Origin of the sequence: Neisseria sp. P0009.S008 (assembly GCF_051958615.1) — a bacterium.
GTDB classification, from domain to species: Bacteria; Pseudomonadota; Gammaproteobacteria; order Burkholderiales; family Neisseriaceae; genus Neisseria; species Neisseria subflava.
Genome location: NZ_JBQCVG010000003.1, coordinates 56678 through 71343 on the forward strand (window position 1 = coordinate 56678; position 14666 = coordinate 71343).

13 protein-coding genes are annotated in these 14666 nt (G+C 51.8%); 10 read left to right on the forward strand and 3 right to left on the reverse strand.

All coding sequences use genetic code 11. From position 1 onward, the window contains the following. Positions 1-98 precede the first annotated feature (98 nt). The 4 genes from ACTHSQ_RS03260 (at position 99) to adhE (ending at position 4354) form a co-directional block, all read left to right on the forward strand. Positions 99-1418, forward strand: a complete 1320-nt coding sequence (locus tag ACTHSQ_RS03260) for an MFS transporter (protein ID WP_440371729.1) — start codon at positions 99-101, stop codon at positions 1416-1418. A 319-nt stretch (positions 1419-1737) separates the two neighbouring features. Next, the gene (locus ACTHSQ_RS03265) at positions 1738-2190 is read left to right on the forward strand and encodes a hypothetical protein (protein ID WP_440371728.1); all 453 of its coding nucleotides are present in this window, start codon (positions 1738-1740) and stop codon (positions 2188-2190) included. Positions 2191-2214: 24 nt separating this feature from the next. Next, positions 2215-2538, forward strand: a complete 324-nt coding sequence (locus ACTHSQ_RS03270; protein ID WP_440371727.1) for a hypothetical protein — start codon at positions 2215-2217, stop codon at positions 2536-2538. Further along, a complete protein-coding gene (gene adhE / locus ACTHSQ_RS03275; protein WP_440371758.1) occupies positions 2420-4354 on the forward strand; it encodes a bifunctional acetaldehyde-CoA/alcohol dehydrogenase in 1935 nt (644 codons plus the stop codon). Before ACTHSQ_RS03270 ends, adhE begins: the two co-directional genes overlap by 119 nt. Before the next feature lie 263 nt (positions 4355-4617). Here the strand turns inward: adhE and leuS are convergent, their stop codons facing one another. Then, complete coding sequence (gene leuS, locus ACTHSQ_RS03280) at positions 4618-7248, reverse strand: leucine--tRNA ligase (protein WP_440371726.1); 2631 nt, start codon at positions 7246-7248, stop codon at positions 4618-4620. A 200-nt stretch (positions 7249-7448) separates the two neighbouring features. Then, the gene (locus ACTHSQ_RS03285) at positions 7449-7784 is read right to left on the reverse strand and encodes a hypothetical protein (RefSeq protein ID WP_440371725.1); all 336 of its coding nucleotides are present in this window, start codon (positions 7782-7784) and stop codon (positions 7449-7451) included. A 201-nt stretch (positions 7785-7985) separates the two neighbouring features. On the opposite strand from ACTHSQ_RS03285, the gene dnaJ reads away from it, so the two are divergent. From dnaJ to ACTHSQ_RS03300, 3 genes are all read left to right on the forward strand, one after another. Then, a complete protein-coding gene (gene dnaJ / locus ACTHSQ_RS03290; RefSeq protein ID WP_440371724.1) occupies positions 7986-9137 on the forward strand; it encodes a molecular chaperone DnaJ in 1152 nt (383 codons plus the stop codon). Between the two features lie 297 nt (positions 9138-9434). After that, complete coding sequence (locus ACTHSQ_RS03295) at positions 9435-10013, forward strand: TMEM165/GDT1 family protein (RefSeq protein ID WP_440371723.1); 579 nt, start codon at positions 9435-9437, stop codon at positions 10011-10013. Between the two features lies 1 nt (position 10014). Next, on the forward strand, positions 10015-10665 hold the full coding sequence (locus tag ACTHSQ_RS03300) for a TIGR01621 family pseudouridine synthase (protein ID WP_440371722.1): 651 nt from the start codon (positions 10015-10017) through the stop codon (positions 10663-10665). A gap of 74 nt (positions 10666-10739) precedes the next feature. Here ACTHSQ_RS03300 and ACTHSQ_RS03305 read toward each other — a convergent pair whose 3' ends face one another. Beyond that, complete coding sequence (locus ACTHSQ_RS03305) at positions 10740-11666, reverse strand: LysR family transcriptional regulator (protein WP_440371721.1); 927 nt, start codon at positions 11664-11666, stop codon at positions 10740-10742. A 175-nt stretch (positions 11667-11841) separates the two neighbouring features. On the opposite strand from ACTHSQ_RS03305, the gene ACTHSQ_RS03310 reads away from it, so the two are divergent. From ACTHSQ_RS03310 to ACTHSQ_RS03320, 3 genes are all read left to right on the forward strand, one after another. Beyond that, positions 11842-12591, forward strand: coding sequence for a Nif3-like dinuclear metal center hexameric protein (locus ACTHSQ_RS03310; RefSeq protein WP_440371720.1), 750 nt, complete (start codon positions 11842-11844; stop codon positions 12589-12591). Between the two features lie 122 nt (positions 12592-12713). After that, positions 12714-13295 (forward strand): ubiquinol-cytochrome c reductase iron-sulfur subunit, encoded by a 582-nt coding sequence (petA, locus tag ACTHSQ_RS03315; RefSeq protein WP_440371719.1) that lies wholly within the window; start codon positions 12714-12716, stop codon positions 13293-13295. Positions 13296-13313: 18 nt separating this feature from the next. Further along, positions 13314-14663: a cytochrome b gene (locus tag ACTHSQ_RS03320; RefSeq protein WP_049328413.1), complete on the forward strand. Its 1350-nt coding sequence runs from the start codon at positions 13314-13316 to the stop codon at positions 14661-14663. Positions 14664-14666 lie beyond the last annotated feature (3 nt).

Sequence of the window (14666 nt, forward strand, 5' to 3'; positions counted from 1 at the left end):
TAAAATCGACATAATGCTCTATTCTTAGGTTTGTAGCTGAAACTAAGCAGTTATTTATAAAATCTAATTCAATAATACACAAACAAAGGAAAGAAACTATGGATATTCTGACGCGGCTGCACAATCTGCCGCCTTCCCGCTTTCATTACAAACTTTTAGTGCTGGTCGGCATAGGCTGGCTGTTTGACGCCATGGATACAGGCTTGGTGTCGTTTGTATTGCCGGCTTTGGGCAAAGATTGGGCGCTGGCTCCGGCGCAGTTGGGCTGGATTGTCAGCATTGCCTTTGTCGGCATGGCTTTGGGAGCAGTATTCAGCGGCTGGCTGGCGGACAGGTTCGGACGGAAAACCGTTTTTGCCGGTACGATGGTGGTGTACAGCATTGCCACAGGTTTGTGCGCGCTTGCGCCTGATTTGACGGTTTTGCTGGTGTGCCGCTTTTTTGTCGGCGTCGGCTTGGGCGGCCAACTGCCCGTTGCCGTGTCGCTGGTCAGTGAATATGCGCCGCCGAAAGTACGCGGCCGTTTTATTGTATTGCTGGAAAGCTTTTGGGGCTTGGGCTGGCTTTCGGCTGCGCTGGTGTCTTATTTCTTTATTCCGCAAACCGGCTGGCACAGCGCGTTTTTATTCGGCGCCTTGCCCCTGTTTTATGTGCCGTTGGTGTTGAAATTCGTTCCCGAATCCGTGCCTTACCTGCTTTCCCGTGGCAAAACCGACGAAGCGCACCGTTTGGTATTCGCGCTGGAAATTCAATCGGGCATAACGCCGCCGACAGAAGCCGTTGCCGCACCGGCTGCCCCGCGCGAACGCATCCGCTTCGTCCAACTTTGGCAACATCCGTTTGCACGGCGCACGCTGATGCTGTGGCTGGTTTGGTTCGGCATTGTGTTTTCGTATTACGGCATTTTTACTTGGTTGCCCAAATTACTAGTCGAGCAGGGTAATACCGTGGTCAAAACCTTTGAATATGTGCTGGTGATGATTGTTGCGCAACTGCCCGGCTATATTGCCGCCGCGGCTTTAGTGGAAAGAATCGGTCGCAAAGCAACGCTGGCGGGCTTTCTGGCCGCTTGCGCCGTGTGCGCATGGTTTTTCGGGCAAAGCACAACTGCGGCCGAAGTCATGATCTGGGGCAGCCTGATGTCCTTCTTCAACTTGGGCGCATGGGGCGTTTTGTACACCTACACCCCCGAACTCTACCCCTTGCGCTTCCGTGCCTTCGCATCCGGCTGGGCAGGAGCCATCGGCCGCGTCGGCGGCATACTCGCGCCCATGGTAGTGGCGGCGATGGTGGGCAACAGCGGCGGCTTCGGCAATATCTTTATGATGTTTGCGCTGGTTATGCTGCTGATTGTGGCGGTAATCTTGGTATTGGGTGAAGAAACCAAAGGGCGTACGCTGGAGGACATCAGCCAATAAAAGATAGGCATGAAAAGGCCGTCTGAAAAATATTTTCAGACGGCCTTTGTTTTATTTTGAGTATGTAATTTTAATACATTGGTTTTCTGTTCTTATTTTAATATGCGGGGAAAGCGACCAAGAATGGCCGTCTTTGGTTGCTTTAGGGTAAAATTATTATACTTCAATAAATTAAAATGAATAAATGATAAAGAGGCCGTCTGAAAAGTTCAATCATGGTTTGTGATGTAAGTCAAAGCAAAACGTAACTTAATTACTTATAGTTATCGTAGTGAAAATTTATTGACCTTATTGCCACCTTTTATTAAGGAGATACACCATGAACGCATCAGCCGACAACGTCGTCAGCCCCGCCGTAGCCGAGGTCAACAGTTTGGTTGAAAAGGGTTTGCGCGCGTTGGATGAGTTTCTTAAGTTGGATCAGGAACAGATTGATTTTATTGTGGCCAAAGCCTCTATTGCCGCGCTGGACAAACATGGTGTGCTCGCCATGCACGCGGTAGAAGAAACGGGACGCGGTGTATTTGAAGATAAAGCGACCAAAAACCTGTTTGCCTGCGAAAACGTCGTGCGCTGCCTGCGCGATTTGAAAACCGTGGGCGTCATCAGCGAAGACGATGTAACCGGCATTACCGAAATCGCCGATCCGGTCGAGGTCGTCTGCGGTATCGTGCCGACCACCAATCCGACTTCCACCACCATTTTCAAATCCCTGATTGCGCTGAAAACCCGCAATCCGATTATTTTCTCGTTCCACCCTTCCGCCCAGTAGTGTTCCGCCCACGCCGCCCAAATCGTGCGTGATGCCGCGATTGCCGCCGGCGCGCCGGAAAACTGCATCCAGTGGATTGAAAAACCGTCTATGGAAGGCACTTCCGCGCTGATGAAGCATCCGGGCGTGGCGACGATTTTGGCGACCAGCGGCAATGCGATGGTGGAAGCCGCTTATTCCTGCGGCAAACCCGCGCTCGGCGTCGGTGCGGGCAACGTGCCTGCCTATGTTGAAAAAAACGGCAAACATCCAGCAGGCGGCACACGACATCGTGATGTCCAAAGCGTTCGACAACGGCATGATTTGCGCCAGCGAACAAGCCGTCATCGCCGACAAAGAGATTTATAAAGAGCTGGTCGAAGAGTTCAAATCCTACGGCGTGTACTTTGCCAACAAAAAAGAAAAAGCCATGCTCGAAGACTTCATCTTCGGCGTTACGGCAAACTGCGCCAACTGCGGCGGCGCGAAACTCAATGCTGCCGTGGTGGGCAAACCGGCGGCGTGGATTGCCGAACAGGCTGGGTTTAAAGTTCCCGAAAAAACCAACATCATCATCGCCGAATGCCGCGAAGTCGGCCCCAACGAGCCGCTGACCCGCGAAAAACTCTCGCCCGTACTGGCAATGCTCAAAGCCGATTCCACCGAACAAGGCTTGCAGTTTGCCGAACAAATGGTCGCCTTTGACGGCTTGGGACACTCCGCCGCCATCCATACCGCTGATCAAGAATTGGCAAAAACCTTCGGCACCCGTGTCAAAGCCCTGCGCGTGATTTGGAACTCGCCTTCCACTTTCGGCGGCATCGGCGATGTTTACAACGCCTTCCTGCCGTCCCTGACCTTGGGCTGCGGCTCTTACGGCAAAAACTCCGTCGGCGGCAACGTCAGCGCAGTCAACCTGTTAAACATCAAAAAAGTAGGCCGTCGGAGAAACAACATGCAATGGTTCAAAGTACCCGCCAAAATCTATTTCGAGCGCGATTCCATCCAATACCTGCAAGACATGAAAGACTGCGAAAAAGTCATGATTGTGACCGACCGTTCGATGGTCGATTTGGGCTTCGTCGATAAAGTGACCCATCAGCTCCACCAACGCAAAAACAAAGTAACCATCCAGCTTTTCACCGATGTCGAAGCCGATCCCAGCGTCCAAACCGTCTATAAAGGCACGGATTTGATGCGCAGCTTCCAACCCGATACCATCATCGCGCTGGGCGGTGGCTCGCCGATGGACGCGGCAAAAGCCATGTGGCTCTTCTACGAACAGCCCCAAGTCGATTTTGAAGACCTCGTCCAAAAATTCATGGACATCCGCAAACGCGCCTTTCGCTTCCCCGAATTGGGCCGCAAAGCCAAATTCATCGGCATCCCCACCACATCGGGCACAGGCTCCGAAGTCACGCCGTTTACCGTCATCAGTGACGGCGACAAAAAATACCCCATCGCCGACTACTCGCTGACCCCGACCATCGCCATCGTCGATCCCGCGTTTACCATGACCGTTCCCGCCGGCGTAACCGCCGACACCGGTCTGGACGTATTGACCCACGCCGTAGAAGCATACGTTTCCGTGCTCGCCAACGACTTTACCGACGGCCTCGCCCTGCAAGCCATCAAGCTCGTGTTCCAATACCTCGAACGCTCCTACAAACACGGCGCGTCCGACCCCGAAGCGCGCGAACACATGCACAACGCCTCCACCATCGCAGGCATGGCGTTCTCCAACGCATTCCTCGGCATCAACCACTCGATGGCGCACAAAATCGGCGGCAAATACCACGTTCCGCACGGCCGCGCCAACGCCATCCTGCTGCCGCACGTCATCCGCTACAACGGCACGCGCCCGCAGAAAACCGCCACCTGGCCGAAGTACAACTACTACAAAGCCGACCTGAAATATCAGGAAATCGCCCGTACCTTAGGCCTACCGTGCGCCACCCCTGCCGAAGGCGTAGAATCCTTCGCCCGCGCCTGTCATGAACTGGCGGTCAACGTCGGCATCAAAATGTCGCTCAAAGAACAAGGCATTGACGAAAAAACCTTCATCGACGGCCGCAAAGAATTGGCACTGCTGTCCTTCGAAGACCAATGCACCCCCGCCAACCCACGTCTGGCATTGGTCGCCGATATGGAAGAAATCCTGACCAAAGCCTATTACGGCGAATAAAATCGGGTAGTTAAAAAGGCCGTCTGAAACCTGAATATAGGGTTTCAGACGGCCTTTCTTTATTCGTCTAAACCTTGTTTTTATCAAAGCTAAGGTTTTCATTTGAATACGATGGTCCAAAAAATATCTTTATGATTTTGATCTAATTGAAAACCTTACGTTTAAATGAAATAACGGTTGGGCTTGAAAGCCAAAATAAAAGGCCGTCTGAAAACCAAGTTTTCAGACGGCCTTTATCCGTATGGCTAAACCTTAAAAGCGGTTTAGACGACGATATTTACCAAACGTCCGGGAACAACGATGATTTTCTTGGCAGGCTTGCCTTCCATGAATTTCACTGCACCTTCGTTGGCGAGTGCGGCGGCTTCGAGGTCGGCTTTGGATGCGTCGGCGGCGACGGTGATTTTGCCGCGCAGTTTGCCATTGACTTGAACCATTACTTCGATTTCGGATTTGACCAAAGCGGCATCATCGACTGTCGGCCAGCCTGCTTCCCACAGTTTCACGCCGTTCAATTCGCTCCACAGGGTTTCGCAAATGTGCGGCACGATGGGCCACAGCAGGCGTACGGCGGTTTCCAATACTTCTTGGGCGACGGCGCGGCCTTGTTCGCTGCCGGTGTCGGTTTTGTCGTATTGGTTGAGCAGTTCCATCACGGCGGCGATGGCGGTGTTGAACTGCTGGCGGCGGCCGTAGTCGTCGCTGACTTTGGCGGTGGTGGCGTGCAGTTTGTAGCGCAGGTCTTTGAGTTCTTTAGACAAGCCGTCTTGGTTGCCTGCGAACGCTTTGACTGCTTCGCCTTGCTTCAGGTATTCGTAAACGGTACGCCACAGACGACGCAGGAAGCGGTGTGCGCCTTCGACGCCGCTGTCGCTCCATTCGAGGGACTGTTCGGGCGGTGCGGCGAACATCATGAACAGGCGGGCGGTGTCCGCGCCGTAGGCGTTAATCAGTTCTTGCGGATCGACGCCGTTGTTTTTGGACTTGGACATTTTTTCCGTGCCGCTGATGACGACGGGCTGTCCGTCGGCTTTGAGGACGGCGGAAACGGGGCGGCCTTTGTCGTCGAAAGTCAGCTCGACATCGGCAGGGTTGATCCAGTCTTTGCTGCCGTTGGCGTTTTCGCGGTAGTAGGTTTCGCAGACGACCATGCCTTGTGTGAGCAGGCGTTCAAACGGTTCGTCCACGCTGACCAAACCTTCGTCGCGCATCAGTTTGGTGAAGAAGCGCGCGTATAAAAGGTGCAAAATGGCGTGTTCGATACCGCCGATATATTGGTCGACCGCACCCCAGTATTTCGCGGCTTCAGTCGATACCATGCCTTCTGCGAACTTGGGCGACATGTAGCGGAAGAAGTACCAGCTTGATTCCATGAAGGTGTCCATGGTGTCGGTTTCGCGTTTCGCCGCGCCGCCGCAGCATGGGCAGGTGGTTTCGTAAAATTCGGGCATTTTTGCCAGCGGCGAACCCATGCCGTCGGGTACGACGTTTTCGGGTAAAACGACGGGCAGTTGGTCGGCTGGGACGGGGACGTCGCCGCATTGTTCGCAATGGACGATGGGAATCGGGCAGCCCCAGTAACGTTGACGCGAAATACCCCAGTCGCGCAGGCGGTATTGGGTTTTCGGTTCGCCCGCGTCTTGGCTTTGCAGTTTGGCGGCGATGGCGTCAAAGGCCGTCTGAAAATTCATGCCGTCCAAGTCGCCGCTGTTGACCAATACGCCGTTTTCTTTGTCGGCATACCATTCTTGCCATTGGTTTGCGTCGAATGCGTTGTCGCCGACGGCAATGACTTGTTTTTTCGGCAGATTGTATTTGGTGGCGAACTCGAAATCGCGTTCGTCGTGCGCCGGAACCGCCATCACCGCGCCGTCGCCGTAGCCCCACAATACATAGTTGGCAATCCACACTTCCAGCTTGTCGCCGTTGAGCGGGTTGACGACGTAGCGGCCGGTCGGCACGCCTTTTTTCTCCATCGTCGCCATATCGGCTTCGGCAACCGAACCGGCTTTGCATTCGGCGATAAATACCTGCAATTCGGGTTTGTCGGCGGCTGCGGCGGTTGCCAGCGGATGCTCGGCGGCAACGGCAACATAAGTCGCGCCCATCAGCGTGTCGGGGCGGGTGGTATAAACTTGCAGGAAGTTCGCGTAATCGCCTTCCAAGCCTTGTTTGCTGTCGTCTGAAACAGCAAAGCGCACGGTCATACCGCGAGATTTGCCGATCCAGTTGCGCTGCATGGTTTTGACTTGTTCCGGCCAGTGTTCCAGCTTGTCCAAATCGTTGAGCAGCTCTTCGGCGTAATCGGTGATTTTGAAGTAATACATCGGGATTTCGCGTTTTTCGATCAACGCGCCGGAACGCCAGCCGCGTCCGTCGATAACTTGCTCGTTGGCAAGGACGGTTTGGTCGACAGGGTCCCAGTTCACCGTACCGTTTTTGCGATAGACGATGCCTTTTTCAAACAGCTTGGTAAACAGCCATTGTTCCCAGCGGTAGTATTCGGGTTTGCAGGTAGCGACTTCGCGTTTCCAGTCAATCGCAAAACCCAGGCTTTTGAGCTGGGTTTTCATGTATTCGATGTTGTCGTAAGTCCATGCGGCGGGGGCGACGTTGTTTTTCATCGCCGCATTTTCCGCAGGCATACCGAACGCGTCCCAACCCATAGGCTGCATGACGTTTAAGCCGTTTAAGAGTTTGAAGCGGCTCAATACGTCGCCGATAGTGTAGTTGCGTACATGCCCCATGTGCAGCTTGCCGCTGGGGTAGGGGAACATGGAGAGACAGTAGTATTTGGGTTTGGAAGCGTCTTCGGAGACGTTGAAAATACGGGCGTCGTCCCATTTTTTCTGCGCCGCAGGCTCGATGGCGGCGGGTTGGTAATGTTCTTGCATGATGTTTCGCTTTGTACAAAAGGCGTTGGAAAATAAAATCAAACGTAGATTATAGCGGATTCAGGAGCGGATTGCTTGTGTCGTAACATCATGTCAAACCGCTTTGGCATTGTTGTTTCCCGTTTGTTTTGAAGTGGAAGAACGTAAACAATCAAAAGGCCGTCTGAAAACAGGGTTTCAGACGGCCTGAGTATGAAAGGTTAACGGTAAGTCTGGCAGCGGACGGCTTCTTCTTTGCAGAACATTTCCGCGTGCTGGCGGCGGCATTGCTGAATCACATCCAAGCGGGCGTGGCCGCGGTTGACGTTTTCAGCATGGAAGGTATCGGTAAATGCCGACAACGTGCACACATGAACTTCGTTGTTTCTGCGTGCGGAACGCTCATCCAAACGTTCGCTCAGTAGGCGGTTTACTTGGGCAGTCAGTTTGGCTACCTGACGCTCCAGTGCCGCAATGCGTTCGCTGTCGGAGGGCACGGCTTGGACAGCGGTCGCCATCAGCATCAGGAATAAAAAGGAAGCAATTTTTTGCATCATGGAGGAAAACCTTTCTAATATAAAACAGCGGCATAGGGTAAAATACTCTTTCACTTTAAGGCCATTATCATGCTTTGACAAGGTAAGGGAGGTCGTCTGAAACAAAATTTTCAGACGGCCTTAAAAATATCGACTTGAGTTTTTTGCCTTTCGCCCACATATCCGACCCAGTTCAAACTTATTCAAAACACTATCAAAATTATGAGTACCCAAGATTATTACGAAACCCTTGGTGTTGCCCGCAGCGCTAGCGACGATGAAATCAAAAAAGCCTACCGCAAGCTGGCAATGAAATACCATCCCGACCGCAATCCTGACAACAAAGAGGCGGAAGAAAAATTTAAAGAAGTCCAAAAAGCTTACGACACCTTGTCTGACAAGGAAAAACGTACCATGTACGACCAATACGGCCATGCCGCGTTTGAACAGGGCGCAGGTGCGGGCGGATTCGGTGGCTTTGGCGGTTTCGGCGGCGCGCAAGGCTTCGATTTTTCCGATATTTTCAGCCAAATGTTCGGCGGTGGCGGCAGCGCAGGCGGCCGTCAGCCGGATTACAGCGGTGCGGACTTGCAGGTCGGCATAGAGATTTCGCTTGAAGAAGCCGCCAAAGGCGTGAAAAAACGCATCAACATTCCGACTTACGAAGAGTGTGATGTCTGCCACGGCTCAGGTGCCAAACCGGGCACAACCGCATCGACTTGTTCGACCTGTCACGGCTCTGGTACGGTACACGTCCGCCAAGCTATTTTCCAAATGCAGCAGACTTGTCCGACTTGTCACGGTACAGGCAAAGAAATCAAAGATCCTTGCGTCAAATGCCGTGGCGAAGGCCGCACCAAAACCAGCAAAACGGTTGAAGTCAACATTCCGGCAGGCATCGACGACAGTCAGCGCATCCGCTTGAGCGGTGAGGGAGAACCGGGTCAACACGGCGCACCGGCAGGCGATTTGTATGTAAATGTCCGTGTGAGACAGCACAAAATCTTCGAGCGCAACGGCTTGGACCTGCATTGCGAACTGCCGATCAGCTTTGCCATTGCCGCATTGGGTGGCGAAGTCGAAGTGCCGACTTTGGACGGCAAAGTCAAACTGCACATTCCGAAAGAAACACAAACCGGCCGCCGTATGCGCGTGAAAGGCAAAGGCATCAAGTCTCTGCGCTCCAGCTCGACCGGCGATTTGTACTGCCACATTTTGGTTGAAACACCAGTTAACCTGACCGATCGTCAGAAAGAGTTGTTGGAAGAATTTGAAAAAATCTCCTCTGGTCTCAATCTCAGCCAAACCCCGCGCAAAAAATCGTTTTGGGAAAAAGTAGGCGAAAAAGTAGGCGATTTGTTCTCCGATAATTAATCGCTGTGAAAAAGGCCGTCTGAAACCTGCTTGAATGAGGTTTCAGACGGCCTTTTGTTTTTCTTTTTGTTGCTTCAAGCCATGGTTTGCCTTACAATTCGCGCTTCACTCTTACGGGAGTAGCCATTCGGCGCAATGCCGAAACCGTTGTCAACATAATCGGCTTGTGCGGCCGTGGCAGCGGTATCTTCTCTGCTTTATCGGAAGACAGGCAAGACGTAAGCGTTGTCCATACCCTTGCGGGCGGTATGCACAGCGCTTTTTGTTTGCCCGCTTTTCGGTTGAGTATCTTAAATCATGGAAGCTTTTTTCTCCTCAACGCTGGGCGTTGCTATTGCCGAAATCGGCGATAAGACGCAATTACTGGCGCTCTTTTTGGCAGCACGTTTTGCCCACAAAAACTCGATTGTTGCCGGTATCTTTGTTGCAACCCTGTTGAACCATCTTGTTTCAGCCGCACTCGGTGTCTGGCTGGCATCTGCTATTTCGCCAGAAGTCATGAAATGGGTGGTCGGCGGCAGCTTTATTGCGGTCGGATTATGGCTGCTGTTGCCGGACAAAGACGAAGACCCTGATAGTAAGTGGTTGAAATACGGCGCATTTACAGCAACGGTCGTCCTGTTTTTCTTGGCTGAAATCGGCGATAAAACGCAAATTGCGACGATTCTTTTGGCAGCCAAATACCAATCTATCCTGCTGGTCGTGGTCGGCAGTATTGCCGGTTTGATGATTGCTTCTGTGCCTGCCGTGTATTTGGGCGAAATGCTGATGAGCAAAATTCCGGCCAAAGCAGTGCGCATTGCCGCGTGTATCTTGTTCTGCTTATTGGGTATTTTGACCCTGCTTGGCGACGGTATCGTGTTGAAGGCCGTCTGAAATGTGGGATATTGTTTTTGAACACAAAGACTTTGTGATCATCAATAAGCCTTGCGGCGTATCGGTACACAGCGAATCGGAAGGGGATGTTTGCCTGACCGCTTCGCTGGCGCAGCAGCTCGGCGTTGAACGCGTGTGGCTGGTTCACCGTTTGGACAAAGCCACCAGCGGCTTGTTGCTGTTTGCGTTAAACCGCGACAGCGCGGCGGCTTTGTCGGCGCAGTTTACCGAGAAAACCATACGTAAAACTTATTTGGCACTCGGTACGCACAAGCCTGCAAAAAAGCAGGGCTGGGTGAAAGGCGGTATGGCGCGTTCGCGGCGCGGTACATGGAAGCTGACGCGTGACGAGGATAATTTTGCCGTTACCCGTTTCAGCAGCCAAAGCCTGAAGCCCGGTTTGCGCCTGTTTGTGTTGCAACCGTTTACCGGCAAAACCCATCAGCTGCGCGTGGCCATGAAAAGCATAGGCAGTCCGATTTTGGGCGATACGCTGTATGGCGGCGATGAGGCGGAACATCTGTTTCTGCACGCTTGGCGTTTGGTTTTCGACTATTATGGCGAGCATTTCGATATTCGGGTTGCGCCTGATAAAACATGGCCGTCTGAAATCGATTTGTCGGCGTGTTTGGGTTCGGATGAGTCCGAATAGAAGCAGTGAAATTTTTGTATGTATTAAAAAAGGCCGTCTGAAATTGTTCAGACGGCCTTTTGATTGTTTCAAGTTTACATTTCCAATTCGCTCAAACCCGGCAAGTCGGCAAAACAGCGGTCATGTGTGATTTGGCAGAAGTTGTCCAGATAGCCTTTGTTGGCATCTTCCGTACGAATGGCTGCATAAAGTTTGCTTTGCAGGCCGTCTGAAGTGATTTTTCGGTGGACGACGTAGCCTTTTTCCAGATACGGCATGACTGTCCAATAGGGCAGGGCAGCGATGCCGCGTTTGCTGGCAACCAGTTGAATAATAGCAATGGTCAGCTCGCTATGGCGGCGTGGTGGATTAATGTCTTTGGGCAGCAGCACTTTTTTGGGCAAATCCAGCATTTCGTCGGGGACGGGATAAGTAATCAGGGTTTCGTCGATAAAGTCTTCCGCTTCCCAAACGTCTTTGTCGGCAAGCGGGTGGTCTTCCGCGCAGATGCCGACCATTTCATAGGCAAACAGAGGGCGGTAGCTGATGCCGTTGAGCGGCTCGGCTTCGGAAACGATGGCAAGGTCGGCGCGGTGTTGCAGCAACAGTCCGACCGGATCGGCTTGGAAACCGGAAACGATGTCCAATTCAACTTGCGGCCATAACGGGCGGAACTCACCCATGGCAGGCATCAGCCAGTCAAAGCAGGTGTGGCATTCGACGGCAAGCCTGAGTTCGCCCGCTTCGCCTTCGATAATCCGCACCAAATCACGTTCGGCGGCGGCAACCTGCGGCAACAGCTCGCGCGCCAGTTGCAGCAGGCGCATACCGGCCGGAGTGAAGCGCAAAGGTGTGGATTTACGTTCAAACAACGGCGTTTCGTAATAATTTTCTAAGGCGCGGATTTGGTGCGACAGGGCGGATTGGGTCAGGAAAACCCGTTTGGCGGCAAGGGAAACGCTGCCGGTTTCTTCTAAAGCCAGCAAGGTTTTGAGATGACGCAATTCGATAATAGAGTCCATGTGTTTTCAGACGGCCTGTGGGTAAGGTGGGGTATATTAAAATAATTCATGATGATGTGCAAATGATTAATGTTGGGAATGATTGCTGAAATCGGAATGTAAGAATTTGAGGCATAAACAGATTTTGCGGTTAGAATGCGAAGCTGTTTTTGAAGATAGATATAAGGAGCGGAATATGGCTTTACGCCGCGAAATTCTGGCTTGGTGCGATGAGACATTGCAGGTAGGGCTGTTTAAGGACTATGCGCCCAATGGTTTGCAGGTCGAAGGCAAAGAAGAAATTGCCAAAATCGCCACTTCGGTTACCGCCAGCAAAGCTGCAATCGATTTTGCCGTAGAGCAGGGGGTAGATATGCTTTTGGTTCACCACGGCATGTTTTGGAAAAGCGAGCCTGTCACGATTACCGGTTGGAAAAAAGCACGCATTGAAACCTTGCTGCAACACCAAATCAATATGGCGGGCTACCATCTGCCGCTGGACGTGCACCCGCAACTAGGCAATAACGCACAGTTAGCCGAGAAACTCGATTGGGTGCTCGAAAAACAATTCGGCGAGCAAAACCTGTTGAATACAGGCCGTCTGAAAACCACGCAAACATTGGCGCAGTTGTCTGAACGCATTGAGGCGTTATTCGGCCGCAAGCCGACCGTTATCGGTGATCTTGACCGCGAAATCAAACGTATTGCCTGGTGCAGCGGCGGTGCGCAGGGATTTTTTCAGACGGCCGTAGACGAAGGTGTCGATGCGTATCTGACCGGTGAAATTTCTGAAGCGCAATATCATCTTGCCAATGAAACAGGTGTGGCATTTATCAGCGCCGGCCACCACGCGACAGAACGTTACGGCGTACGCGCCTTAGGCGATGCCGTGGCAGAAAAATTCGGTATCGAAGTGGTTCACTTTGATGAAAACAACCCTGCCTGAGTATTGAGCAATATCATAAAACTTTACCTTATTTTAAATAATGCTTTGAGTATTACAACAAACTAGGTAGAATTACGCTGTTTAATGGCTCGGTATTCCCAAAATTTTAGGACGACTGAATAATGGATAATCAAGAAATCAACAACGGTCGCCGCCGTTTTCTGACACTGGCTACTTGCGGTGCAGGCGGTGTGGCGGCTCTGGGCGTAGCTACGCCTTTCGTGGCCAGCTTCTTCCCATCGGAGAAAGCTAAGGCTGCCGGTGCTGCTGTCGAAGTAGATGTCAGCAAAATCGAAGCAGGCCAAATGCTGACTGCCGAATGGCAGGGTAAACCGATTTGGCTAGTCAACCGCACAGATCAACAGCTCAAAGACTTGAAAAGTTTGGATGGTGCAGTTACAGACCCTAATTCCGAAGTGGATCAGCAACCGGAATACGCTAAAAACGAGTACCGTTCGATCAAGCCGAACCTCCTCGTCGCTATCGGTATCTGTACCCACTTGGGTTGCTCCCCAACTTACCGTCCCGATATTGCTCCCGCCGACTTGGGCGCAGACTGGAAAGGCGGCTTCTTCTGCCCTTGCCACGGTTCGAAATTCGACATTGCAGGCCGAGTATACAAAGGTGTTCCTGCACCGACCAACTTGGTTGTACCGCCTTACAAATATCTGAGCGATACGACTGTTTTGGTGGGCGAAGACTAAAAATAAGGAACGATAATTATGGCAAACCAAACCAATAGCAAAGCAAAAGCATTGTTAGGCTGGATGGACGATCGCTTCCCTCTGTCTAAAATGTGGAATGAGCATTTGGCTCAATACTATGCGCCGAAGAACTTCAACTTCTGGTATTACTTCGGCTCTTTGGCCCTGCTCGTCCTTGTAATTCAAATCGTCAGCGGTATTTTCCTGACCATGAACTACAAACCGGACGGCAACCTTAACGCCTACCATCTGCCTGCTGCCTTTACCGCAGTAGAGTACATCATGCGCGACGTGTCCGGCGGCTGGATTATCCGCTACATGCACTCCACCGGCGCATCTTTCTTCTTCATCGTCGTTTATCTGCACATGTTCCGTGGTCTGATTTACGGTTCGTACAAAAAACCTCGTGAATTGGTGTGGATTTTCGGTTCCCTGATTTTCTTGGCATTGATGGCAGAAGCCTTTATGGGTTACCTGTTGCCTTGGGGTCAAATGTCCTTCTGGGGTGCGCAGGTAATTATTAACCTGTTCTCCGCCATCCCTGTTATCGGTCCTGATTTGTCCACTTGGATCCGCGGTGACTTCAACGTTTCCGACGTTACTTTGAACCGCTTCTTCGCCCTGCACGTTATCGCAGTACCTCTGGTATTGCTCGGCTTGGTTGTGGCTCACATCATCGCCTTGCACGAAGTGGGTTCTAACAACCCTGATGGCGTTGAAATCAAGAAAAACAAAGACGAAAACGGTATTCCGCGCGATGGTATCCCATTCCATCCTTACTACACCGTTAAAGACATCTTGGGCGTCGTTGTATTCCTGATTGTCTTCTGTTCTGTGTTGTTCTTTGCACCTGAAGGTGGCGGCTACTTCTTGGAAGCACCAAACTTCGATGCAGCTAATGCGCTGAAAACACCTCCGCACATTGCTCCGGTATGGTACTTCACTCCGTTCTACGCAATTCTGCGTGCGATTCCTTCCTTTGCCGGTACTCAGGTATGGGGTGTAATCGGTATGGGTGCAGCAGTTGTACTGATCGCCTTGTTGCCTTGGTTGGATAAAGGCGAGGTTAAATCTGTCCGCTATCGCGGCCCAATCTTCAAAACCGCGTTGGTTCTGTTCATCATTGCCTTCATCGGTTTGGGTATTTTGGGTGCAATGGTAGCGACTGATACTCGTACTTTGGTTGCACGTATCCTGTCTTTCGTCTACTTTGCATTCTTCCTGGGTATGCCGTTCTATACCAAACTGGATACCAACAAACCAGTTCCTGAACGCGTAACCATGAGCACTACTAAACAAAAAATTATGTTCTTTGTTTACGTCGGTATTACCGTTGTCGGTGCTTACTTGTTTGCAACCAATATCTGATGA

Bases quoted from the DNA above. Each gene is read 5' to 3' on its own strand.
- ACTHSQ_RS03300 (WP_440371722.1), top strand. From the start codon at position 10,015: ATGTGGGATATTGTTTTTGAACACAAAGACTTTGTGATCATCAATAAG.
- ACTHSQ_RS03320 (WP_049328413.1), top strand. From the start codon at position 13,314: ATGGCAAACCAAACCAATAGCAAAGCAAAAGCATTGTTAGGCTGGATG.
- leuS (WP_440371726.1), bottom strand. From the start codon at position 7,248: ATGCAAGAACATTACCAACCCGCCGCCATCGAGCCTGCGGCGCAGAAA.
- dnaJ (WP_440371724.1), top strand. From the start codon at position 7,986: ATGAGTACCCAAGATTATTACGAAACCCTTGGTGTTGCCCGCAGCGCT.
- ACTHSQ_RS03285 (WP_440371725.1), bottom strand. From the start codon at position 7,784: ATGATGCAAAAAATTGCTTCCTTTTTATTCCTGATGCTGATGGCGACC.
- ACTHSQ_RS03260 (WP_440371729.1), top strand. From the start codon at position 99: ATGGATATTCTGACGCGGCTGCACAATCTGCCGCCTTCCCGCTTTCAT.
- ACTHSQ_RS03295 (WP_440371723.1), top strand. From the start codon at position 9,435: ATGGAAGCTTTTTTCTCCTCAACGCTGGGCGTTGCTATTGCCGAAATC.
- petA (WP_440371719.1), top strand. From the start codon at position 12,714: ATGGATAATCAAGAAATCAACAACGGTCGCCGCCGTTTTCTGACACTG.
- ACTHSQ_RS03265 (WP_440371728.1), top strand. From the start codon at position 1,738: ATGAACGCATCAGCCGACAACGTCGTCAGCCCCGCCGTAGCCGAGGTC.
- ACTHSQ_RS03310 (WP_440371720.1), top strand. From the start codon at position 11,842: ATGGCTTTACGCCGCGAAATTCTGGCTTGGTGCGATGAGACATTGCAG.
- ACTHSQ_RS03305 (WP_440371721.1), bottom strand. From the start codon at position 11,666: ATGGACTCTATTATCGAATTGCGTCATCTCAAAACCTTGCTGGCTTTA.